This window comes from Pseudarthrobacter siccitolerans, assembly GCF_001046895.1.
Lineage (GTDB): Bacteria > Actinomycetota > Actinomycetes > Actinomycetales > Micrococcaceae > Arthrobacter > Arthrobacter siccitolerans.
On the sequence record NZ_CAQI01000042.1, the window covers coordinates 87,304 to 108,529 of the forward strand.

Genomic DNA, 21,226 nt, shown 5'->3' on the forward strand with positions numbered 1-21,226 from the left:
AGCCCACCCCGCCACGCGGCGGGGTGGGCTTCTTTTCCGTCACTGCTCGTCTACTCGTCCGGCATGGCCGGCGTCGCGATCAAGGCCTCCTTACGACGGCGGAGCCTCGTAGCGACGAGGACGATCACAACCGTCCCGGAGACTGCGGCGTTCAGGACCAGGAAGCCGCCCAAGCTCAGCCGGAACGGCAGCAGCCCGCTGCTTCCCGACGTCGTCCACACCAGCATCGCGATGAGTGCCAGTGCGCCGACGAAGCCGTAGACGAAGCCCTCGCCGTCGAGGCGGCTGAGCTGCTCGGGATCACGGCGATTACGCACGGCGAAGACGGCGCGGTGCGGGAGCAGCGCAGGCGCGACGACAAGGAGAGCTGCGGTCGCGTCCTTCTTGATCGCAGAGCCCCACCATCGCCAGGAGCGCCACCAGCCGGTCGGGAAGTCTGCCCGGGCCTGGGCCCGGATAGCGTTGATCTTCATCTCTTACTCCTTCGGTTCGCGCTTGTGGTTGATTAGGGCAGACGGCACAGGCCGCCCGGCCCACGGCTTGGCCGGGACCGTGCCTCGTCCGGACTTCGGAGCCGGCTGCGTCGGCGCGACGGGGCGGGGCGGTCGCTGAGCCGATCCCGATACGATCGAGCGGTCGACCTGCTCCCGCCGCTGTCCCTGCTGTGGACGCTGACCCGCGGTCTTGGGCTGTCCCTGTGGAGTGGGACCAGTGACGGCCCGACGCCTACTCGAGCCCGGAGCCTGAGCGGTTCCGGGATCGTGCCCCGAGACCGGATGCGCCTTGCGGGAGCCCTGGTCAGCGCTGTGCCGGGGGGTTCCGCCGTAACCCTGGCTGACCTGTGTGGCACCGCCGGTGCCAGGAATGCCGGCGACGAACCGCGCGCCCTTCGGCTGCGGGCCGCCCTGGCCCGAGGATGCCGGAGCGCTCTGGCCGCCGATGCCGAAGTGCGTTGAGTTCGACCCGCTGGTGATCGCCTTGCGGCCGCTGCTTGTGCGCGCAGCTGGCTCAGCGCTGGGCTGACTGTTGCTGCGTTGGCCCAGCTGCTTCATGCCCGAAGCACCCTGCGCCCCGCCAAGGCCGAAGCTGGTCTGGCCGCCGGTCTTGCCCGAGGGGGAGGAATTGCCCCGACCATTAGTGCCAGACTGCGCGCTTTCGCTGTGGTTGGACTGCCCGTTCGTGCGTCCACGGGAGCCCGGCTGGTCGCCGGTGCTGTAGCCGAGATTCGTCAAGCCGCCTTTGTTGCTCAGGCTCTGAGCGGTTTCCTTGTCGGAGCGAGAACTGCCCGCCTTGCCGCTGGTGAGCTGCAGAGGGCCTCCCTTGGCTCCGTCAGAGGCGCCGTTCGAGCCCGCAGGGAGGGCGCGGGCATCGCTGCCCTCGATAGATCGATCATCCTGGCCACCTCCATGGGGCGCTTCACCAACTCGGCTGCCATCGCCTCCGCCGGGGCCGATCGCAAGCGTCTGGCCGGCAGCAGGGAGGCTAGGCTGACCGTTGAGCCCGCCGACGTTCGTCGACGCGTTCTTGCCGCCGCCCGCGTTGCCGCCGGTCTTCGGCAACTTCGAGCCGCTGCTAAGCTTCCCGCCGAGGCCCGAGGCGAGCTTCTGCCCGGCCGCAGCGCCAGCACCGGTTCCCAGCGCATGCGCCGGCGAGGGCATCGCCCCAGCCTTGTCCGCCTTGGACGGAGTACTGGTCTCGAGGAACTTGTCCACCAGCTTGGTGAAGACCTCGTCCATCGCCTGCAGCACGACCTTGCGCACCCGCAGGAGGGCAACAGTCACGCCCATGATCACCAGCGAGGAGACGATCGTCAGGAGCACCACGAGGATGCCGCCGAGCGCCGGACTGCCGAAGAGGCCGTTCGGATCCATCAGGGACGAAAAAGGGCCGGCGATGATGTCAGGAATCGAGATCAGGAACTCCGACACGAACTGGTAGATGAACAACGTGACCATGACCTCGAGGATGAGCGCGACCGAGTAGACCACCACCTTCGCGATCGCCGAGAGGGCTCCGAGCGTGGCGAACGGAATCGCCGCCACGAGGCTAAAGGTCCGCTTGACCGCGCCCGCGAGCATCCCGATTGCGTACCAGAATCCCAAGAGGGCGATGCAGCCGAGGACCGTCGCGGCATTCTGCCAGTACATGAACTTCGCCGGCCCTGTGCCGACCTGGCTGACCGCCATGTGGTCTTCGCGGGTCAGGCCGCTGGTGACGTTGTTCGAAGAGTACATGGTCAGCGAGTCGGAGCCGAACCCGGTGTTCAGGTAGTTGTATGCCGACAGCGCCGACAGGTTGCACGAGGCGAGGTTCCCGTCAGCGTCCAGGACGCTGAACCCGCAGCCCTGCTTGTTGCCTGGGGTCGTGAACGTCGTCGAGCTCCCGGCAGGGTTTGAAGAGGTCAGGCCCTGGCCATTGACCGCCAGCACCGGGTGCTCATTCGGCGCGGGCCCGCCCTGCTCGCCGAACCCCTCGACGTCGCCGTAGGACTTGTCGTCGACGAACCAATCCTTCTTATCACCGTCGGCGACGTCCAGGTCCGTGATCGCGCTCTTGATGCCCGACTCGAAGTCCGAAGCGGACGTGATCTGGCCGGAAATGTACGTGTTCAGGATGCCGAATGTCGAGAACACAGCCTGGACGTCGTCTCCCGCGGAGCCGCCGACGTCGACGGTGCCTGCGCGCCATGCGGCCTCGGCGTCGCTCGTCTTCGTGCCGATTGAGATGCCGCTGAACTCGCGCTTAGCCTGTGCGTTGATCGCCAGTGCGCTGTTCCGGACCGACATCGTGGACTCGGGACCCGCCTGCCCGTTCTCCCACGAGATCGACGCCTGGTCGGGTATGGCCAGCCGGTCGTTCATCATCCAGGCCTCGAAGTCGACGTAGGTGGAGAGCACCACCCGGGTCGGCCCCGCGTGCTGGCCGAGCAGCGAATCGTCGAACCTGTCGAGGACTCCGGTGTACATCGAGCCCAGCAGCGGCAGGCCCACGCCGATGAAGACAACGCGAATGATCAGCTTCTTGATCGCCGAGCCGCGGTCCACCTTCTTGAAGAGGACCAAGCCAATAATCAGGAACCCGATGAAGAGCGGGACCAGCGCCTCCCAAGCGATGGACTGAAGCAGGCCGTACCAGCTTGAGATCCAGTGCTGCAGGCCCGCCAGCGCACCGCCTCCGGCGTCACCCCCGGTCATCCCGTCGGCGAGCTCCTGCTGGTGGGCGCTGTTGGTGTTGCCGCCGGAGTCCGCGACGCCGGCGACCGCCTGGTAGAACCACATGAACGGGTTGATCGCCTTGAGCACCTGGATGATCAGGAAGAACACCGTGCCCACGGCCAGCGTCAGGAGGTACAGCAGCCAGATTGCGCCGCCACCGATCATTGAGACGATTTGGCCACCGATGCCCGAGGACATCGTGTCCAGGCCGAGGTCGGCGTTCGCGGCTCCGAAGTGGGCGTAGTCGAGCATGCCGGCATACGTGTTCTCGTCCTCTCCGCCGGACGTCCGAAGGGTGTCGAACGTGATGGTCTGCGTCGAGCCGGTCGCCTCGGCGAAGAGCCAGCCGATCACGTTGCCGACGCTGAACTCGGGGTCGGCGTACCCGAGCATGTCGCCGCCAGTGGCCGGGCTGCTCGTAATCGCGTCCCAGTCCTCGTGCAGGCCGCCGCCGCCATCTGGCGAGTTCTTCTCCCCGAAGTACGACGAGGCGTTCGAGGCGAGCTGGTAGAGCGAGTAGTTGTCGCGCTCGTCCTCGTTGTCCGCGTGCGCCGCGGACGGGAACGTCGTCATCAGCAGCGGCACGACGAGAGCGGCGAGGACGGCGACGCCGAGCAGTCGCACGAGCGAGAAGCGACCTCCTGCCCTGTTCGCGGCGTTCACCGTGCCTCACCGCCGTCGGACGAGTCGACGAACTGCGCGTCCAGCCACGCATCGAGGTCGGAGAGGTAGTAGCGGACCTCGCCGCCGACCTTCTGGAAGCGGGGGCCGTACCGGCGCATGCGCCACTTGCGCAGTGTGCCCTCGGCGATGCCGAGGTACAGCGCCGCCGAGTCGGAGGTTGTGAAGTCGTGGCCGTCGGTGAGGGCTTCGTCGCGGATCTGTTCACGGACGGCGGTGATCGACGGGGAAGTCAAGGTCGACTCCTTCAGTGCTCGGATCTTCTTCAGATCCGAGCCCGGAGGATTACTCGGCCGCGCAGGCCATTACGCCTTTTAACGCTCTGCGCGAGCCGGTCCTCTTCGTGAGAGAAGCCGATTGCTCGCGCCCGGCGGACGTCCCCATCGGGAGGTCGCCCGTGCATCCAACTGTACCCGTGCGTTCACCGCTGTTCCAGGGTGCAACGGTCAAGAAGGGTCCTTCGTCCTCGGATACCAGTACGAAGAAAGTTCAACTCATTCGCGGTACCCGCGCTCGCGCTTTAGCTGCGTAACCTCGTCTCTGAGGTGCTCCCCGCCGTCCTCGATGAACCGTTCCCTGTCGCCGGGTTCGAGCTCGAGGTCCCCGGTCACGCAGTGCTCCGCCTCAAACTGCGCGAGGCGCAGATCGACAAAGCGCTCGAAACTACGACGATACGAGCGTCCGCTCGGATCCGTCCGGTCGAGGTACTCCTCGACGAGGCGCGGGAGTGGCTGGGCCCGGAGCCGCTCGAGGTAGATCTTGAGAGCTTCGTCGGCACGCAGCTTCGCAGCAGCGCGTTCGGCCTCGTACACCTCCTGCCATACTTCGGCCTTCGTCTCATCGACGATGCGTCGACGGAGTCGCGGCAGCTCCGCCTCGCGCTCATCCAGATCGGCGGCGCGGGCATCGAACTCATCCTTTACCTCGGCCACATTGGCGGCGAACTCTGCGACCTTCTCCTTAGTCGCTTCGGACCGTGCCCGTGCGCCTTCCAGGGCGGCCTTCGCCTCCGCCGCGGCGTCCATCGCCGCCTCGAACTCGGGCTTTGACAGCTCCATGCCGTGCCGTGCGGAGACCTCCTGCTCGACGGGCCAGCCGAGCGCGACCATGTGCTCGCGGAACCCCGCCTGATGGCCTCGCAACTTTGCCGGTCCGCTGATCTGGCGGCCAGCCTCGTCCTTGACCTCGCGGTGAGACCCGTAAGCCTGGTTGTGCTCCGTCCGCAGCGCGCCGGGCTTATCGGCCGGAGCCTTCGGATCGGGTGCGAACGGATCGGCCATGATCTGAATGTGGGGCGTGGACTCGTCGAAGTTGGTGGCCCAGCCGTGGATCGCCTCCTGCCCGCCGGGAACAACGTGGCTGCCGAGGCGCTCTACCGCATCATAAAAGTAGCGCATGGCTTCGTCGTGATCCCTGGGAACCCAGCGTGACCTGGACATCGGCTCGCCCGTGACCGGGTCCAGACGCTCGGATCCGTCCTCGTTGAGCCGCGGGTAGTGGTTCGGTACCTCGATGCACATCGTCTTCGGCAGGTGGACGACGAAAAGGTTTACCGTTACCTGCTTCTCGTTGACCTTCCGGCGCACGCGCCTGTGGCGCGCGTCGCCGTAGTCGAGGACTTCCTTAATCTTGTGTGCGGCCCTGAATCCACCTGCACCGTCGTTGACGAAGGCGGTGTTCAAATGCGCGTCGGTCGGCACAATCGACGGATTCCTCGCGGCGTGCCGCTGCACGTCATTCGTGTCGAGGTGACGCATCGATTCGTGAAGGATCGCCCTCCTGTCGGCGCGGTTGCCGCTCACGCCGTGAGGAACGTGCTTGAGGTGGAAGGCAGCGTGCCCGGTCTGTTCGCTCATAATGGTTCCTCGCTTTCATTGATGTGACGACTTCGGACGTCGATCGATCCCTGAGGGACCCCTCGGCAGCGCTCCATCGGTGGCGGGGACCCCTACCGCTCCGCGGCCCCGATCACCGATGGAGCGCGACATTCAATGTCTCGAGTGCCCTCCTTGGGCCGCTGCACCCTGTTGTTGGAGCCTCTGGCACCTCGAGACACGGAATGTCATAGCCCCGTAAGACATTCACTCGCTTCGCTCCTGAATGTCCGGGGCCCTCCGGGGGCCGCTGCGCGGGCAGCCTGACCGCGCAGAACGCACATGCTCCGCTCGCCGCCCCACAGGGGCAGCTCACGGAACCTTCGGCCACGTCCGCGAAGTTCCACGTGCCGACGGGATCAAAAGCAGCCCCGAGACCACGCAGGACCGCACGAAGCGCGTCGCTGCGCGGTGGTCCTGCATGGGTCCGATCCAGGTCTCGCAACGGTCTTGCGACGGTCCCGACCTGCCCGGCTCCAGTGTTGCTGGACGCTGGACTCTTCGAGGGCTTCTGACGGTCGCGTCCTGGACCTTCGAGGTGCGCTGCCGGGCGTCGTTCGGGGCTCATCAGGGCGTCTAGTGCAATTGGACAGTTCGAGGTCTCATCGAGGTCTTCGGTGCGGCGTTCGGTGGTCTCCGCCAGGTCTGGTCGGCGGCCCATGAAGGCCACCGACCGCATTGGACCCCGCGACGTCGCGTATAGGGCTTCAGCGGGGCTCATTGTGGTCCCATTCAGGTGCTTCGGTGGTCGCCGAATGTCCGCCCGAGCACGCGAGGGCATGGAACACGCACCGCAGGGCGTCGGGGTCGAACCAGAACGAACCGAAGCCTCCCGGACGGACCCAGCCGTCGACGAGGCGGCCCGCGCCGAACGAGACCAGCAGCCCAACCGCGGCCACTGGGCGGGGACGCCGTCCGCCAAGTGGCGGAGGCCGGCTGCCCGGCGGCGAAGGCGTTCCGGGATCACAGCGGGGCTCCCCACGTCTCGGCCTCGGACGTCGTGCCGTCCTCGCGCGTCACGATGCATCGGACGTTCGAGGGAGCGCACATCTGCGTGCGCAGGATCGTCTCGCGGTAGTTCTCCTCCGAGCCCGGGCCGCGTTCGGCGAAGGCGAGGACGACGACCTCGCCATCGGGATAGGTCAGCGTGATCCTGTGCCAGCAGCCGGCGGGCACCGCGCTGAGCGGGTGGCCGGGGACGCGGTCGCCGTAGAGCATGGCTTCGCTCTTGAACATCTCTTCTCCTTAGTCGTGGTGGTGGGACTGCCGAGGACGTCATCGGGCATTTGCAGCGACCATCGCGACGGCTCGATCGAGCAGGAACGGTCGGCCGTTGCGCCGCTCTTCGTGCTTGGCTCGGCTCGGGATTGCCTCCAGGGCCGCCTTGTAGAGCAGCCAGGCCTGATCGCTTGAAGAGTACGTGGTGAAGCTTCGGAAGCCGACGACGACCAGGTGGCGGCGCATCTCCCGGAAGAGCGTCCCGAGGATTGAGAACTCCCAGCGCGAATGGTCGCCGCCGAAGTCGTCGAGGCGCTTCAGCCTTGTCCGTGCGCCCTCCAGCGTCCGTTCGACGATCTGTTCGCCGCCCCTGATCTCGGGAGCCTCGTCATCAGTGCCCACCATCGTCGCGTAGCCGCTCGGCGACGCCTTCGCCCTCGACGCCAGCGAGGCGTACAGGTCCTCGATCGAGGCGAAAGGGGCAGCCGCGAGGTCCTGCCTGGGGACCTGCGGCCGGGTGTCCTCGTGGACGGACAGGCGGGTGAAGGTCACCCAGTGCTCGAGCAGGAGCTCGTACCAGCCGTGCTCCTCTCGCAGCACTCGTTTGGAGGACGCACCTCCGTAGTGGTGGAAGTTGTCCGGCAGTGCGGCCACGAGGTGGTAGCCATGGCCGGACATCGAGGTCTCCCTATACAGGAGCCCGGGAAGTGCAAGCAGATTGGCCGCGATCTCAGCCGGGCAGGCCGGCTCGACGTCGATGACCATCAGGCCATCGACCGCGGCTTGCAAGTAGTAGGCCGCGTTGGCCGCATTCGGCAGTGCAGCGGTCAGCTCGTCGAGCCTGACCAGGCACTGGTCGCCGACCGACCAGGCCCCTCGCACCCTGCCGATGTCGAGCAGGGCCCGCATGTCGATCGGGGCCTTGCCTTTTGCGCCCACGTCGCCTCCCAGGCGTCCCGAGACTGTCCATCGCGACGCGCGGGCGAGGGCCCTGATCGCCGGGTTGCCGTAGAACGCAGGGAAGAGTGCCTGCGGGGAGGCGAAGGGGTTCATCGCCGCGTCCCCTCGAGAGCATCGCCACGGTCGGCGACGATCCGGTCGAACGAGGCGAGAGTCAAGCCCAGGCGGTCCAAGTCGTCGAAGAGGCGCTGGTCGATGGCCTGCGAGGTCAGGGCCATCGCCTGGAGGTCGGCGTCTCCGTGGAACTTTGGACTCTCACGCAGGACCTGTGCCCTTTCGCCAGCGTCCTCGCGCAGCATGCCGTCGGCGACGAGGCGATCGGTCCACCGTGCAACGTCGAGGTCGTGCAGCTCGCGCGCGGCCTGCACGACGGCGATGTCCGAGGCGGTGATCCGATCGGCCCCGGGAGGCACCAGGACCCAGGTCTTTGGGCGCTTGCTCTTCGGATTGGGGACGACCTGCTCGACAACCCAACCGGCCTTGCGCAGGTCGGGGGCGACCTTCTTGAGCTTCCCGCTTACGCCCCTCTGCTCGGGCCAGAACTTGTCGTCCACCGGGCGCGGCAGCAAGGCGTACAGGTCCTTGCCGGTGCCCTCCCAGCGCCTAGTGATCTGCGCGGAGATCGCGGAGAGGAACTTGTCGGTGGCGACAATCTCCTCGGAGACCGATTCCTGCGAGCGGGCGTAGTGCTCCAGCCCGTTCGCGCCGGTGGCTAGGTCGACAGCCGCAAGCACCTCGGCGAAGTCTGCCATGCGCGGCTTCTCGGCAAGGTGCACCTCGGGGAGCTTCTCGAGGGTCATTGCGACGAGGTCGAACAGGCCGCCGACCATCGACGGGTACGCTTCGTCCCACATCGCGTTGAGTTCGCGCTCGGAGCGGCGCTCGGTCTTGGGGATCACGCAGAGGTCGGCCCAGACGCACCGCTCGGCAAAATCGCCGGCGAGGGCACCGACATCGATGCCGGTGAAACCGACCACTCCCTGGAACTCGATGATCCTCTGTTCGTCGTCGGTGTACAGGGCCCGGTCGACATCAGAGCCGCCGGTGACGGCCTGGCAGAGGATGTCCGACATCCACTTCGGGATAGAAGAAAGGTTGTCGAAGCCGGTGGTCCGCGACCCGTGCAGCGAGTGGAGGAGCTTGCCCGCGTCCTTGGGAGGCATCCGGACCTCGGCCTTGGTCGGGTCGAAGAGCTGGAACGCACGCCTTAGGGCGCTCGACTTGGCCGTCCCCTGCTCCCCGAGAAGTGCGAGGACCGGGCAGGGCAGTCCAACGAGCACCACAGCACCCACGAGCCAGCCGCGGATCACCTGCCGGTCGTGGTCGCGCGGGGCGTTTACGAACGCCCAGAGCCGCTCGAGGTCGCCACCGGGCTCAGGAGTCGGCAGAGCGAGCGTGAGGGCGGAGCGCCGGAACAGCACGGGCACGTCGGCGTCGCCGGCGAGGACCTCCCAGCCGTCGGCGGTGATGCGGACGACTCGCTCGCTCTGGTCGCCGAGGTCGACGTAGAGTTCGCCGTCAGTTGGTCGTGCCAGCCGATCGTGGAGCTCAACCGGCTCGGTCTCCGTGGCCTCGAACTCAATCACGTCCATCGCCTCGGCCAGTGCGTTCTGGGACGCGGTCTTGCCGGTCATGCGGTAAAAGAGGCCGCCCAGCTCCTTCCTGAGCGAGCGCTTACCGCCCTTAAGCGGACGGGTCACGTGCCCACCCTTGCGGACGGCGAACGGCTTGTCGTTGGTGTCAACGCCGAGGTCGTAGCACTCGATCGCCAGCTCGACGAGCTGCTGCGCCGCTGACTTCTTCTCGGCGGCTCGACTCGCCGCCGCGAAGTCCTGGTTGTCCTGTGCTGCGTTGCCGCACGCATGGGGAACTGACATAATGAAGATGTCCCTTCGGATCGTTCACGAGCGGCCACTCGTGATCTGGATGGGGTGGATTTCTTGAAGAGCCCTCGCCTCGGCGGGGGCTTTCTTCTTTGTGTCAGGACGCGCTGATGAGCTGTCCGAGCTCCCGCCGGCGCTCGTCACTCAAGGTGGGCCACGAAGACACGAGCAGGTCGGCAAGAGCGGAAGGGTCGTCCGGCGCGGGTACCGCAGCTCCAGTGGGCTCGACCGGGTGAACGACCAGCGCGAGATCCGAGGCATAGACCCGGAACTCGGAGCGCTTGCCGGTACCCACGCGGTGAGCCGGGAGCATTCCCGCATGGATGTATTCCCGCACGGTCTGAGGGTGGCGCTTCAGCCTTCGAGCAGCCTCAGGTACGGTCAGCTCGTCGTCCTCGCAGTGGGTGGTCGTGCAGGGTGCCGGGGTCGCAGGCATCGTGTTCGTCCTCTCGGAGAGATCGTGTTCTCGATCCGAGTCCGCGCCTGCCTCAGCCACGACGGCCACTACGACCGAACGCTCTTGTGCGGCCTCGTCCAAGATGGACGCTCAGCGAATGGCCACACGCGGAGGGCTGCACTTTCGAGTGCTGCCTTGCCCCTATCTTAATCCAACTGTGTTGATCCAGCAAGTTACTCGTCAAATGGTGTTGGATTAGCATGATGAGAACACGAGGAGATTCCATGCCGAGGTTCAGTGCCGTATTCGCGGGCCGACTCAAGGATGAGCGACAGAAGGCGGGGATGAGTCAGGCACAGCTGGCGGAGCGTCTGGCCGCGATGCTGGGCGTCAAGTTCGACTCCAGCGCGGTGTCGAGGATAGAGAACCCGGACTCGGGTCGCGTGATCAAGCTCGATGAGGCTGCGGCGGCGGCTGAAGTGCTCGGAGTTCCGCTCAGCGCCCTTGTGAGCAGTGGCGGGACGGTCGAGACCAGGATCGCCGAGTTGCGGCGGGAGCTAGAGAGGCAGAGGGGTCGTGCGAGCGGTGCAGAGTGGGAGTTCAACCAAGCGCAAGCCGCGATGGTCGCCGTCGAGCAGGAGATCGCCCAGCTGGACTCGTCGCGCCAGGGGTGAATCGACCCGATGCTCCATCGCGGGCCAGTCCGCGACACGCAGGAGGCGGAACGGCGGAGACTTTCCACATACTTCTCTTGCTCCAGCCCAACCCTTTCTCTTCCTGAGCTGCAAGGAGAGAAGTTGGGGGTTTCCGTCCGCACTTCCGCACACATGCGGCTCTTTCCTGCGTGTTACCTGGGCAAACGGGATCGCGGAAGCCTTACGGAATTCGGTGCGGATCATCTCGCGCTGCGGGTTCCGCAAAAGCTTCCGCTCCGGGTTCCGCGCTTGACGGCGTCCCTCGCGCTCACCATCTTCTAGCCCGCCTCCCGGTCTATGCAGGAAGCCACGCGCTCCAGTTCTCCGATCTCCCGCCTGGCCGTCTGCGCGGGTACGCACTTCCGTCAGAATTGCAGGCTCACGCCCGACGAGCTCGCTTTTGTTCTATCCGGGCTCGGGCACGACCTGAACGCCGACGATCCCGGTGTCGCGTGCGATGGGCATGCCCGAACGTCGAACTCTCGACTACTATGGCCACCCAGTCCCTGTCGGACTGGCACCCTTGATGGCGAAGAACGACGAGCTCGCGGCCCCGCGGGTCGAAGAACCGGCTTGCTACTTCGACGACCGCCAGCGGTCCGGCGGGACGCGCGTCTTGAATTCGGCGATCGTCTCGCCAGGGCGCGCAGCGTCGGGGAACGGCTGATCAGCGCCCAGCAACGCTTGGCCGAGATGCCCGCGCCAGGCTTCCTCTTCAGAATCCGCCGCGGTGGAGGCGCGCCTTCGGCTGCTCGAGGACATGATTACGTGCAGATCCTCGTCGACATAGACCCGGATGTCGGTGTGGTTGGCGCGAATCCACTGGATCGCCGGCTCGAGAGGTCCGATGTAGTCCCACGCGGGCATGTCGGCCATCCGGGCGAAGTCGTTATCGCTCGGCTCGAAGTCGGCTGGCGGATCCATTGGAGTGAGCGGTTCGACACCTTCCCAGGGCGGTGGTGTCGCTGCGCGCCGGACGCTTTCCTCCCACTCCTCGACTTCCTGCTTGTAGCGGTGCTGGGCCGTCGCCCGGGAGACGCCCATTGCCGCAGCCAGGTCCGCCCACGAAGCGCCGTTTGCCTTCGCCATCGGGACTAGCATGTGCCTGCCCGCTGCTGCGAAGCGATCGAGCCAAGCGGCTGCCTCCAGGGCGTGAAGGAGGTCTTTAGCCGACTGTCGCATGAGACCGGAGCCACCTAGGGCTTCGCGCAGGACATCCCAGGCTTGATCAGACGCTTCGTACATCGCCGGCGATCCCTGGTCGACCGGCTCTCGGTTCCATGTCGGTAGTGGCATGGGCAACCTCTCTTAGCTGTGGTGGACGGGCTCCTAATTATGCCGCGAGGTCAGGCCGCTCTGCGCTCGGGCTCCTGGATCCCGCGTCCTCGTCGGGCCGGCACTCCCACGAAGAGGGCGTGCAGCTGGTGGAACTGATCATCGGAGAGCGGGGGAGCTTCGGCGGCAATGCGCATCGCCCACTCTTTCAGTGACTCCTCGGTCACTGCATCAGGATTATTCTTGGTGATCGTCGGCATGGGAATCCCTGGGGGTTGCTCTTGGGATTCGAGTCCGCCTTACCTCGACCACGCAGGCCATGACGCCCTAAAACGCTTCGGTGGGGCCGTCTCTGCTGGCTTGCCACCCGGGGGACCGCGCTATAGGAGCGCCGCCTTGTACACAAATTTACCGTGGAGAACTGACAAAACCGCTCAGCGCCACACGAATTCGACGCGCTCCCGGTTGATGCCTCTCTTGCCCCGCCAGTCCGCGCTCACCGTATGAACCCGCGGCGTGACCAGCAGCCGGATGGCATGGCGCTTCTCGACCAACGAAAGTTCTTCCCAGCGCGCCTCGACGTCGTCAGCACCCGCGAGATCGACGATCAAAGGATCCGTCGCCGCCAGGGATTCCAGCCGTTTCTGTGCTGCTTCGATCTTGGGAGCCACCCTGTTCTCCTGGTCGAACAGCAGGCTCAGGTTCCGCTCCGCCTCGGCGCGCTCCCGCACCTGTTCGATCCACTCACGGTGACCCCTGATTTCTTCCAATAGGGCTTGCCGCACTTCGTCGATGCCGTCGCCTTCCTGGCCCACCCGGGCAAGGAAGTCGGGACGCTGGATCCTCGCCAGCACCACCGCCGTGACAACCTGGTCCAAATGCCCCTCGCGCATCGCCACGTGGAACCCGGTCTTCCCGGGCGTCCCTTGGCAGAGGTAAATGCTGTAGTGCTTCCTCGGGAGCTTTTCGCCCGTCTCCTTGTCGTACTGCTGTGGCCCCGTGTTCTGCTTACTGACCCGCATCCCAGCCCCGCAGACACCACACTCGGCGATACCGCCCAGCAGGTGCTTCGCCGGCCAGCTGTTCACCTTTTGCCTGCTGCGCCCGGCCATCACGGCCTGAAGCCGGTGCCACTCTTCTGGTTTGAGCAGCGGCGGCCACACTGCCTCGACGTCCTCGAGCACCTTGCCTTGGTGTTGCCGCAAACCGGCGTAGGCGGGCATTGAAAGCATTTGTTTGATGGCCGGAGGCGTCCAGCCCAGGACGCTGCGGCGCTGCGTAAACGTGGGTCGCCTGGGCTGGATCCCGCGGGCGTTGAAGTCCTTCGCGATCCCGTAGTAGGTCTCGCCCGCGAGGACCCGATTGGCTGCCTCCCGAACTATCGGTCCGTGCTCCGGGTGCTCGACTACCTCGATAAGCTGCCGAGTCACTTGGTCGTACACGCGCTCGTAACCGTAGATGTTCTTCCCGTGGGGCCGGCCCTTCATGGCGTTGGCGCGCATGTCGCGCAGCAGCCGCTCGCTGGTCTTATCACTCTCGTACTCGGCATCCGAGGCGTCCTCGCGCAGGCTTCGCCGGTCACGGGCATTGCGGGGGTCGTAGACGCGGTTGTGCGTCATGACCCAGATCAGCACGCTGCGGTCGGCGCAGTATTCAATCAAGTCGATCCATTCACCGGTCCTGCGGGAGCCGCGGCTGGACTCCCAGATGCCGAGCATGTCGGCATCGAAGGTCCCATCCTCGAGATCCGCCATCAACTCGGCGAACCCCTCACGTGCCTTCCTGGCGTATCTGCTGGCGCTGCGGTCGGTGTCACGGTACGGCCGCGGATGGAGGGCCCAGCCCTTCTGGCGGGCTGCTGTCGCCATCTCGTCGTGCTGCTGTGCGGGGCTCTTGCCGGTCCCTGAGCGGTCCTGGGACACGCGGAGGTACTCTCTCAGAACGGGTTCCTTAGCTTCCACCTACCCATCTTAAACGTGGTCAATATAGGAGGAAGGCTGCGGAGGTGGGTGTCGCCGTTTTGGTGGAGGCGATCCGCCGTGCGCTCCCAGGGCGGTGACTCTGATCGGGTCCCGGCGCGCAAGCCTTCAGCAACTTTCGCCCACGTCCGGTGTGGGATTCCTTGCTGCGAGCTCTGTCCGCCTCGATTCTCCAGCGGACTCCAAGATGACGTGCGGGAGCGGGCCCTGTCGGCAATTGTCGCAGCGGCAAGACCAAGCGACTCACGTCTCACTAGGCGGCTTTTGCGGTCGCCAGCTCGTCCCATTGCGTGGTCACCCTCGGGGAGACGTTGTTTCGTTTCACCTGCCAGGGGACGGGCCCTGCCTTATGCCGGCGTGAGCGAGTCCGACGAATCCACGGCAGTACTTCTTGTTGATGGTCTCGATCAGCGTGCTGATCTTTTGACCTTCATGCGGGAGGTGGAACTGCTCGACGGCCTGCTGGACGGCCGCGGGGGAGAGGTTGCTGAGTATGATCCCGGCCCTCACGAACTTCACACCTTCCGCCCGCGGACAGCAGCTGCTGCGCGGCCGGGCCAACAAGGCTGCGGGGCAACGGTTTCTGTGACGCCGACTTCGTGTGCATCCCTCATTCTCGAGGACGTGCTGACGGCAGCGCTCGGGGCTGAAGTCCGCGCAGAATCGAGGCTGAAGTGACCGCCATCCCATTTCGTATGCCCAGCTCCTCATGGATCTCCGGGTCCAGGATCAGTGGAGACTCGACGACCCCCGCCAGCTGCGATCGCCGCCCGATTCCAGCTACCACGCTCATGCCTGCAGTCTTCCACCAGCCAAGACACAAGGGCGGCTTCGAACCGGGTCTCTGGTAAGTGCGCTTATCGGGGCAAGGAGAAGGACAGCCTTCGCGTGACGCGGTGAGGGAAAATCGGCAGTGGCCCGGTCCCGGATAAGATCACGAAGGGCAGTGTGTCCCGCCCTGCCATGTAAGGAGTAACAACGTGTGTGAACCATGGTCTTATGCAGACGGCTATTCAGCCGAACCCGAGGACAGGCGCATGAGTACCAAACGCCCTTCGACCATTGACGGGATTGCATACGCACAAGGAATTCGTACGTGGCGAAGCTAAATCTGAAAGCCGTCGAAGAGCGCGTCGCGCCACTCGCCGGCCGTGAGACGTACGACCGCGAGTTCATCTTCGATCTCCTGCTCGCCTACGGAAAGCCTCAGAGCAGCGTCACTCGCCTGCGCAACGGCGATCTGAACGTCGCGGCCGACCCAGCGACCGAGGTCGCGCAGAAGAAGGTCGTCTACTTCAAGGAGACGACAGCGGACCCCCTCGAGGTCCTGGAGGAGCTGAAGACGTCTCCGGACGTCGTGCGTTTCAGCACGCGCTTCGTGATCGTCACCAACTACATCGAGCTCGTGGTCACTGATACTCAAACCGGCGAGACCATCGGCTTCCAGATCCGCGAGATCGACCAGCACTTCACCTTCTTCCTGCCCTGGGCCGGCATGGAGAAGGCCCAGTACGTTGCAGAAGCACACGCTGACGTCAAGGCCGCCGAGCGGATGGGGAAGCTCTTCGACGAGCTGTTGCAGGCCAATCCCGATCTCCTCGAACAACCGCGCGGACGCCACGCACTGAACCTATTCTTCACCCGGTTGCTGTTCTGCTACTTCGCCGAGGACACCGGCATCTTCGCCGAAAATCAGTTCACCAACGCGGTCGGGTCTCACACACTGGACGACGGCTCGGACACCGCAGACTTCCTCACAGACCTGTTCACGGCGTTGGACACATCGGACCCGGCCTCCAAGCCAAAGCACCTCGCGGCATTCCCCTATGTCAACGGCCGCCTGTTCACGATGTCCACAGACCACGTCGTGCCCAGATTCACGAAGAAGGCGCGAGAAGAGCTCCTCAATGCCGGAAAGCTCATCTGGCGCGAGATCAACCCGGACATCTTCGGTTCGATGTTCCAGGCGATCGTCACGCCGGGCAAGCGCAGCGACCTCGGCCAGCACTACACCTCGGTGCCGAACATCCTCAAGACGATCGAGCCGCTCTTCCTCAACGCCTTGAAGGACGAGCTCGACGAGGGCTTCGACTCAGTGAAGAGACTCGAAGCGTTGCTCGACCGGATCAGCACCATCAGGGTGTTCGACCCCGCCTGTGGCTCGGGAAACTTCCTGGTCATCGCCTACAAGGAACTGCGCAAGCTTGAGCACGCGACCCTCGAGCGCCTGGCCGAGCTGGACGACAAGCACCTTGTCCTGTTCGCCGAGTCTAGGATCAACATCGAGAACTTCTATGGTATCGAGATCGACGACTTCGCCGTCGAGGTTGCGATCCTTTCGCTCTGGATCGCCAAGCACCAGATGAATACCGAGTTCAAGGAGAAGTTCAACGTCTCGATCCCACTGATCCCGCTCAAGGAGACCGGCCAGATCAAGCAGGGAAACGCGACCCGCGTCGACTGGAACGAAGTGTGCCCGAATGATGGAGGTGAGATCTATCTGATCGGCAACCCGCCGTACGTGGGTTCGAGCATGCAGACGAAGGAGCAAAAGAGCGAATTCAAGGTGGTGTTTGGCCCGCGGCCGTTCTCTGCGAACCTGGACTACATCTCGTTGTGGTTTATCAAAGGGGCTGACTACCTTCGTGGCTCGCGGGCGCGGCTCGCGTTCGTGACAACGAACTCCGTATCGCAGGGCGACCATGTGGGATTGATGTTCCCCGCCGTTCTTTCAGGTGGCGTCGAAATCGGCTTTGCCTACACTTCGTTCAAGTGGGAGAACAACGCAAAACACAATGCTGGCGTCACCGTTGCAGTAATCGGGCTACGCAATTCGTCTTCGGCAGATAAGTTCATCTTCACAGATGGGCTTCAGATGTCGGTCGCAAACATCAACGGATACCTCGCGGACGGCCCGAATGTCTATATATCGCGGCGTTCCTTGCCGCTGGGTTCCGGAATGCCGCGCATGGTACGTGGATCTCAACCATCAGATGGCGGTCATCTGATCATGGAACCAGCCGAACGCAGTAACCTCCTGTCTCACGCACCCGAATCAGCTTCACTCATCAAGCGCTACGCGGGAGCAGCAGACTTCATCAACGACATAGAGAGATACTGCTTGTGGGTCGAACCTCAACACGCATCAATAGCGATGTCGATTCCGGCGCTCGGGCCGAGATGGTCACGCGTCTCAGAGTTTCGAAGCGGTCGCAACGACAAGTCGACCCAGGATTTCGCTGCGAAGCCGTGGCAGTTCAAACAGCCCGCTTACAAGCCAACTGATTCGATCCTGGTCCCGAGCACTTCGTCAGCACGACGCGAGTACATCCCGATGGGCTTCATCGGACCCGACACGGTCGTCTCAAACCTTGCGTACGCGGTCTACGACGCCAAACCTTGGGTGTTCGCGATATTGACGTCCTCACAACACGTCGCATGGGCGCGAGCCGTCGGCGGCCAAATGAAGACTGACTATCGCTACTCGAACACCATCGTCTACAACAATTTCCCAGTCCCGCCGCTGTCGGATGCGATGAAGGAGAAGCTCACCGCTACCGCACTCCGGGTCCTAGACGTGCGGGAGTATCACTGTGAGCAGACTCTCGCAGAACTCTACGACCCGGAAAAGATGCCGGTCGACCTACGCCAGGCGCATGCGGAGGTTGATGCGCTTGTCGACTCGATCTACTCCAAACGCGGCTACGAGACTGACGAGCAAAGATTGTCCGACCTCTTTGCTATGTATGAGGAGATGACAAACGCCGAGACCGCAAGGGCCTCAGTGAAGAAGACCCGGAGGACCGCGAAGTGAACGCGATCAAGAAGCCCATCAACATCGTCGATGTCACCTATGCCCAAACGAAGGCCTCGGTGAACACGGATGCCCTGGGCATGCGTGACATGCAGCAACGAGTCTTCGCGAAACGCGACGCACAGCACCTCCTCGTGAAGGCCCCGCCGGCGTCCGGCAAGTCACGTGCACTGATGTTCGTGGCCCTCGACAAGCTCTACAACCAAGGGCGCAGGAAGGTCATCGTCGCCGTCCCCGAACGCTCGATCGGCGCGTCGTTCGCGTCAACGGCCCTGTCGAAGTTCGGCTTCTTCGCGGACTGGGAGATCAAGCCGGAGCACAATCTTTGCGACGCCGGATCCTCGGCAGGCAAGGTCGACGCGTTCATCCAGTTCCTCGAAGGGCCTGATGCAACGCTCGTGTGCACCCACGCGACACTTCGCTTCGCATTCGAGAAACTCTCACCTGAGTCGTTCAACGGCACGGTACTGGCAATCGACGAGTTCCACCACGTCTCCGCCGACATCGAGTCGAGCCGCCTCGGCGCGCTCCTGCGCGACGTGATGAACGGCAGCGACGTCCACATAGTCGCGATGACAGGCTCGTACTTCCGAGGAGACTCCGTTCCCGTGCTCTCGCCTGAGGACGAAGCGAAGTTCACCCCGGTCACCTTCAACTACTACGACCAGCTCAACGGGTATGAACACCTGCACTCGCTCGGCATCGGCCACCACTTCTACCAGGGCCGCTACACCGACGCGATCGTTGAAGTGCTCGACCTGGACAAGAAGACCATCGTGCACATCCCGAACGTCAACTCGGGTGAATCTACGAAGGACAAGCTCGAAGAGATCGGTCGCATCATCGATGTCATCGGGCACGTCGAGGAGACCGACCCCGACACGGGCATCATCAGCGTGCGCCGGCAGGACACTGGAACCATCGTCCGCGTCGCGGACCTCGTCGACGACACTGACCAAAAGAAGCGCGGCGACACCCTCCACTACCTGGCGCACACAGCCTCCAAAAACTGCGACGCGGTCGACATCATCATTGCGCTGGGCATGGCCAAAGAAGGCTTTGACTGGCCGTTTGCCGAGCACGCCCTCACCGTCGGGTACCGGGCCTCTCTGACGGAGGTCATCCAGATCATCGGCCGGGTCACCCGCGACAGCCCCGGCAAATCCCACGCCCAGTTCACGAACCTCATCGCCGAGCCCGACGCCTCGCAGGGCGAAGTGAAGGTCTCGGTCAACAACATGCTCAAGGCCATCACCGCATCGCTCCTCATGGAGCAGGTCCTCGCGCAGAACTTCACCTTCAAGACGAAGAAGTTCGACGGCGACGATTCCGCCGTGCCGGGGCAGCTGAAGATCAAGGGCTTCAAGGAGCCATCGACCGCGCGCGTGAAGCAGATCGTGGAGACCGATCTGAACGACCTGAAGGCGACGATCCTCCAGGACGACACCTTCGCGCGGGCCGCCGCCGGCTCAGTCGACGCGGAGACAACCAACAAGGTACTGATTCCGAAAATCATCCGCGAGAAATACCCGGACCTCACCGAGGCGCAGGTGGAAGAGGTCCGCCAGCAAGTTGTCGTGGACTCCGTGATCAAGAACGGCGAGGTGCGCACGGTCGGCGACAAGCGGTTCATCAAGATGGCCGAGAAGTTTGTCAACATCGACGAGCTGAACATCAACCTCATCGACTCGGTGAACCCCTTCCAGCGTGCCTTCGAGGTTATCTCCAAGTCAGTGACTCCCTCGGTACTCCGGATCATTCAGGACCAGATCACGGCCACCCGAGTCGAGTTCACCGAGGAAGAGGCGCTGGCCCTCGTTCCCCGGATCAAGAACTGGATCAAGGTCAACGATCGGAAACCGGACCCGAGGGCCGAGGACCCGACTGAGAAGCGGTATGCAGACGCACTGCTGTGGCTCCAGCGGGCCAAGCAGAAGCTTGAAGCACAGAAGCGCGCGACTGAGATGGTGGAGAGCGAATGAGCGATTACGACGACGTGCTCGAAGCAGCACCGTCCTCCCTGCAGGACCTCATCGACAACGACCTCGACGGGCTCTTCGACGCGCCCGAGAAACCCAAGAAGATAACCTCGTCCGACCGGCTCGAGCGGGCGTTTCTGGAAATTGTGGAGTTCCGCCGGACGCACGGGCGTCTGCCGAGCTCGGCGACCCGAGAGATCGCCGAGCGGAAGCTTGGGGCCCGGCTCGAGGGCATCCTCGCCAACGACGAGAAGATCGCCGCGCTCAGACACCTCGACACGGAGTTCGAGCTGCTGGCAATAGAGGCAGCTCCTGAGTCGCTGGACGATCTTCTTGAGAGCGATGACCTGGACGATCTGCTCGGCGACGACTCCGGCATCCTCGACGTGTCGGATCTGCCCGTGATCAAGCGTCCCGAGTCGCCGGACTCGGTTGCCCAGCGGGTGAAGTCCGAGGACTTCGACCTGTTCGAGCCGCTGTTCAAAACGAAGCACGCCGAGCTGGCCGAGGGCACGTACAAGCTGATGCCCTTCACTGGCATGGATCTCATCCGCGAGGGTGTGTTCTTCGTGCTGAGCGGCGTCATGTGTTTTGTTGCAGAGGTCGGCGAGGACGTCGACCTGATCGTTGGTGGTAGGCCGAGGCAGAAGCAGCGCCTGCGCGTCGTCTTCGAGAACGGCACGGAGTCGGCGATGTACAGGCAGAGCCTCATGACCCGTATGTACGAGGCGCAGGGCCAGGTCCTGGCGCGGACCGGCCACGATGCGGACGAGGTCCTCGACGCGGACGTGGAGAGTGGTCATATCTACGTGCTGCAGTCGCTCAGCGACGACCCCCAGATCGCGGGAATGAAGGACCTTCACAAGATCGGTTTCTCCACCACCAAGGTCGAAACCCGCATCAAGAACGCGGCGCATTCGCCAACCTACCTGATGGCACCCGTGAAGTTGCTGGCGGACTACCAGCTCTTCAACGTGCGTGCATCGTGGCTGGAGCATCTCTTGCACCGAGTGTTTGCCGAGGTGCGTCTGGATCTGACGCAGGTCGACCGGAAGGGACGCGATTACGACCCCTCGGAGTGGTTCGTGGTGCCGCTGGAGATCATTAACAAGGCCGTTGCGATGATTATGTCCGGCGAGATCACCGACTATGTCTACGACGCCCAGCTCAAGGAACTCGTCGAACGACAAAAGGGAATGACCAATGGCGGTTGAGATGGGCTTGTGGCGGGCAGAGGGCGGCCAACTCAGCCGGAT

The 21,226-nt window shown here is 64.1% G+C and carries 18 protein-coding genes; 5 read left to right on the plus strand and 13 right to left on the minus strand.

Annotated elements, in window-relative coordinates; translation table 11 throughout:
• Positions 1–50: 50 nt before the first annotated feature.
• The 9 genes from ARTSIC4J27_RS09610 to ARTSIC4J27_RS09650 form a co-directional block, all read right to left on the minus strand.
• A complete protein-coding gene (locus tag ARTSIC4J27_RS09610) occupies positions 51–473 on the minus strand; it encodes a hypothetical protein (protein ID WP_050054981.1) in 423 nt (140 codons plus the stop codon).
• Between the two features lie 3 nt (positions 474–476).
• On the minus strand, positions 477–3,878 hold the full coding sequence (locus tag ARTSIC4J27_RS09615; protein WP_152683828.1) for a hypothetical protein: 3,402 nt from the start codon (positions 3,876–3,878) through the stop codon (positions 477–479).
• A complete protein-coding gene (locus tag ARTSIC4J27_RS09620) occupies positions 3,875–4,132 on the minus strand; it encodes a helix-turn-helix domain-containing protein (RefSeq protein ID WP_200900782.1) in 258 nt (85 codons plus the stop codon). Before ARTSIC4J27_RS09620 ends, ARTSIC4J27_RS09615 begins: the two co-directional genes overlap by 4 nt.
• 258 nt (positions 4,133–4,390) lie before the next feature.
• A complete protein-coding gene (locus tag ARTSIC4J27_RS09625; protein ID WP_050054983.1) occupies positions 4,391–5,752 on the minus strand; it encodes a hypothetical protein in 1,362 nt (453 codons plus the stop codon).
• Positions 5,753–6,477: 725 nt separating this feature from the next.
• Complete coding sequence (locus ARTSIC4J27_RS09630; protein ID WP_050054984.1) at positions 6,478–6,669, minus strand: hypothetical protein; 192 nt, start codon at positions 6,667–6,669, stop codon at positions 6,478–6,480.
• A 64-nt stretch (positions 6,670–6,733) separates the two neighbouring features.
• On the minus strand, positions 6,734–7,006 hold the full coding sequence (locus ARTSIC4J27_RS09635) for a hypothetical protein (RefSeq protein WP_050054985.1): 273 nt from the start codon (positions 7,004–7,006) through the stop codon (positions 6,734–6,736).
• 39 nt (positions 7,007–7,045) lie between these two features.
• The gene (locus ARTSIC4J27_RS09640) at positions 7,046–8,041 is read right to left on the minus strand and encodes a hypothetical protein (RefSeq protein WP_050054986.1); all 996 of its coding nucleotides are present in this window, start codon (positions 8,039–8,041) and stop codon (positions 7,046–7,048) included.
• Complete coding sequence (locus ARTSIC4J27_RS09645) at positions 8,038–9,825, minus strand: hypothetical protein (RefSeq protein WP_050054987.1); 1,788 nt, start codon at positions 9,823–9,825, stop codon at positions 8,038–8,040. The genes ARTSIC4J27_RS09640 and ARTSIC4J27_RS09645 overlap by 4 nt, the downstream gene beginning before the upstream one ends.
• Positions 9,826–9,928: 103 nt before the next feature.
• On the minus strand, positions 9,929–10,267 hold the full coding sequence (locus ARTSIC4J27_RS09650; protein WP_152683829.1) for a helix-turn-helix domain-containing protein: 339 nt from the start codon (positions 10,265–10,267) through the stop codon (positions 9,929–9,931).
• Between the two features lie 245 nt (positions 10,268–10,512).
• On the opposite strand from ARTSIC4J27_RS09650, the gene ARTSIC4J27_RS09655 reads away from it, so the two are divergent.
• Positions 10,513–10,902 carry a helix-turn-helix domain-containing protein gene (locus ARTSIC4J27_RS09655; protein WP_050054989.1) on the plus strand — a complete coding sequence of 130 codons (390 nt, stop codon included), beginning with the start codon at positions 10,513–10,515 and terminating at the stop codon, positions 10,900–10,902.
• A 597-nt stretch (positions 10,903–11,499) separates the two neighbouring features.
• Here the strand turns inward: ARTSIC4J27_RS09655 and ARTSIC4J27_RS09665 are convergent.
• The 4 genes from ARTSIC4J27_RS09665 to ARTSIC4J27_RS23540 all read right to left on the minus strand — a co-directional run bounded on the left by ARTSIC4J27_RS09665 (position 11,500) and on the right by ARTSIC4J27_RS23540 (position 14,562).
• Positions 11,500–12,012 (minus strand): hypothetical protein, encoded by a 513-nt coding sequence (locus tag ARTSIC4J27_RS09665; RefSeq protein ID WP_152683830.1) that lies wholly within the window; start codon positions 12,010–12,012, stop codon positions 11,500–11,502.
• A gap of 257 nt (positions 12,013–12,269) precedes the next feature.
• A complete protein-coding gene (locus tag ARTSIC4J27_RS09670; RefSeq protein WP_050054992.1) occupies positions 12,270–12,458 on the minus strand; it encodes a hypothetical protein in 189 nt (62 codons plus the stop codon).
• 174 nt (positions 12,459–12,632) lie between these two features.
• Entirely contained in the window at positions 12,633–14,159 is a 1,527-nt protein-coding gene (locus ARTSIC4J27_RS22760) for a recombinase family protein (protein WP_083435394.1), read from the minus strand.
• 271 nt (positions 14,160–14,430) lie between these two features.
• Positions 14,431–14,562 (minus strand): DUF4113 domain-containing protein, encoded by a 132-nt coding sequence (locus tag ARTSIC4J27_RS23540; RefSeq protein ID WP_083435415.1) that lies wholly within the window; start codon positions 14,560–14,562, stop codon positions 14,431–14,433.
• Here ARTSIC4J27_RS23540 and ARTSIC4J27_RS23180 point away from each other — a divergent pair.
• The 4 genes from ARTSIC4J27_RS23180 to ARTSIC4J27_RS09695 all read left to right on the plus strand — a co-directional run bounded on the left by ARTSIC4J27_RS23180 (position 14,535) and on the right by ARTSIC4J27_RS09695 (position 21,184).
• Positions 14,535–14,855: a hypothetical protein gene (locus ARTSIC4J27_RS23180; RefSeq protein ID WP_235436618.1), complete on the plus strand. Its 321-nt coding sequence runs from the start codon at positions 14,535–14,537 to the stop codon at positions 14,853–14,855. The two genes, ARTSIC4J27_RS23540 and ARTSIC4J27_RS23180, sit on opposite strands and share 28 nt — an antisense overlap.
• A 418-nt stretch (positions 14,856–15,273) precedes the next feature.
• A complete protein-coding gene (locus ARTSIC4J27_RS09685; protein WP_050054995.1) occupies positions 15,274–17,991 on the plus strand; it encodes a DNA methyltransferase in 2,718 nt (905 codons plus the stop codon).
• Complete coding sequence (locus ARTSIC4J27_RS09690) at positions 17,988–19,973, plus strand: DEAD/DEAH box helicase (protein WP_050054996.1); 1,986 nt, start codon at positions 17,988–17,990, stop codon at positions 19,971–19,973. The genes ARTSIC4J27_RS09685 and ARTSIC4J27_RS09690 overlap by 4 nt, the downstream gene beginning before the upstream one ends.
• Positions 19,970–21,184, plus strand: coding sequence for a GIY-YIG nuclease family protein (locus ARTSIC4J27_RS09695; RefSeq protein WP_050054997.1), 1,215 nt, complete (start codon positions 19,970–19,972; stop codon positions 21,182–21,184). The genes ARTSIC4J27_RS09690 and ARTSIC4J27_RS09695 overlap by 4 nt, the downstream gene beginning before the upstream one ends.
• Positions 21,185–21,226 lie beyond the last annotated feature (42 nt).

Coding starts and splice junctions, on each gene's coding strand:
- ARTSIC4J27_RS09655 (WP_050054989.1), top strand. CDS start 10,513: ATGCCGAGGTTCAGTGCCGTATTCGCGGGCCGACTCAAGGATGAGCGA.
- ARTSIC4J27_RS09645 (WP_050054987.1), bottom strand. CDS start 9,825: ATGTCAGTTCCCCATGCGTGCGGCAACGCAGCACAGGACAACCAGGAC.
- ARTSIC4J27_RS09640 (WP_050054986.1), bottom strand. CDS start 8,041: ATGAACCCCTTCGCCTCCCCGCAGGCACTCTTCCCTGCGTTCTACGGC.
- ARTSIC4J27_RS09610 (WP_050054981.1), bottom strand. CDS start 473: ATGAAGATCAACGCTATCCGGGCCCAGGCCCGGGCAGACTTCCCGACC.
- ARTSIC4J27_RS09695 (WP_050054997.1), top strand. CDS start 19,970: ATGAGCGATTACGACGACGTGCTCGAAGCAGCACCGTCCTCCCTGCAG.
- ARTSIC4J27_RS09625 (WP_050054983.1), bottom strand. CDS start 5,752: ATGAGCGAACAGACCGGGCACGCTGCCTTCCACCTCAAGCACGTTCCT.
- ARTSIC4J27_RS09635 (WP_050054985.1), bottom strand. CDS start 7,006: ATGTTCAAGAGCGAAGCCATGCTCTACGGCGACCGCGTCCCCGGCCAC.
- ARTSIC4J27_RS09665 (WP_152683830.1), bottom strand. CDS start 12,012: ATGGCGAAGGCAAACGGCGCTTCGTGGGCGGACCTGGCTGCGGCAATG.
- ARTSIC4J27_RS09650 (WP_152683829.1), bottom strand. CDS start 10,267: ATGCCTGCGACCCCGGCACCCTGCACGACCACCCACTGCGAGGACGAC.
- ARTSIC4J27_RS09670 (WP_050054992.1), bottom strand. CDS start 12,458: ATGCCGACGATCACCAAGAATAATCCTGATGCAGTGACCGAGGAGTCA.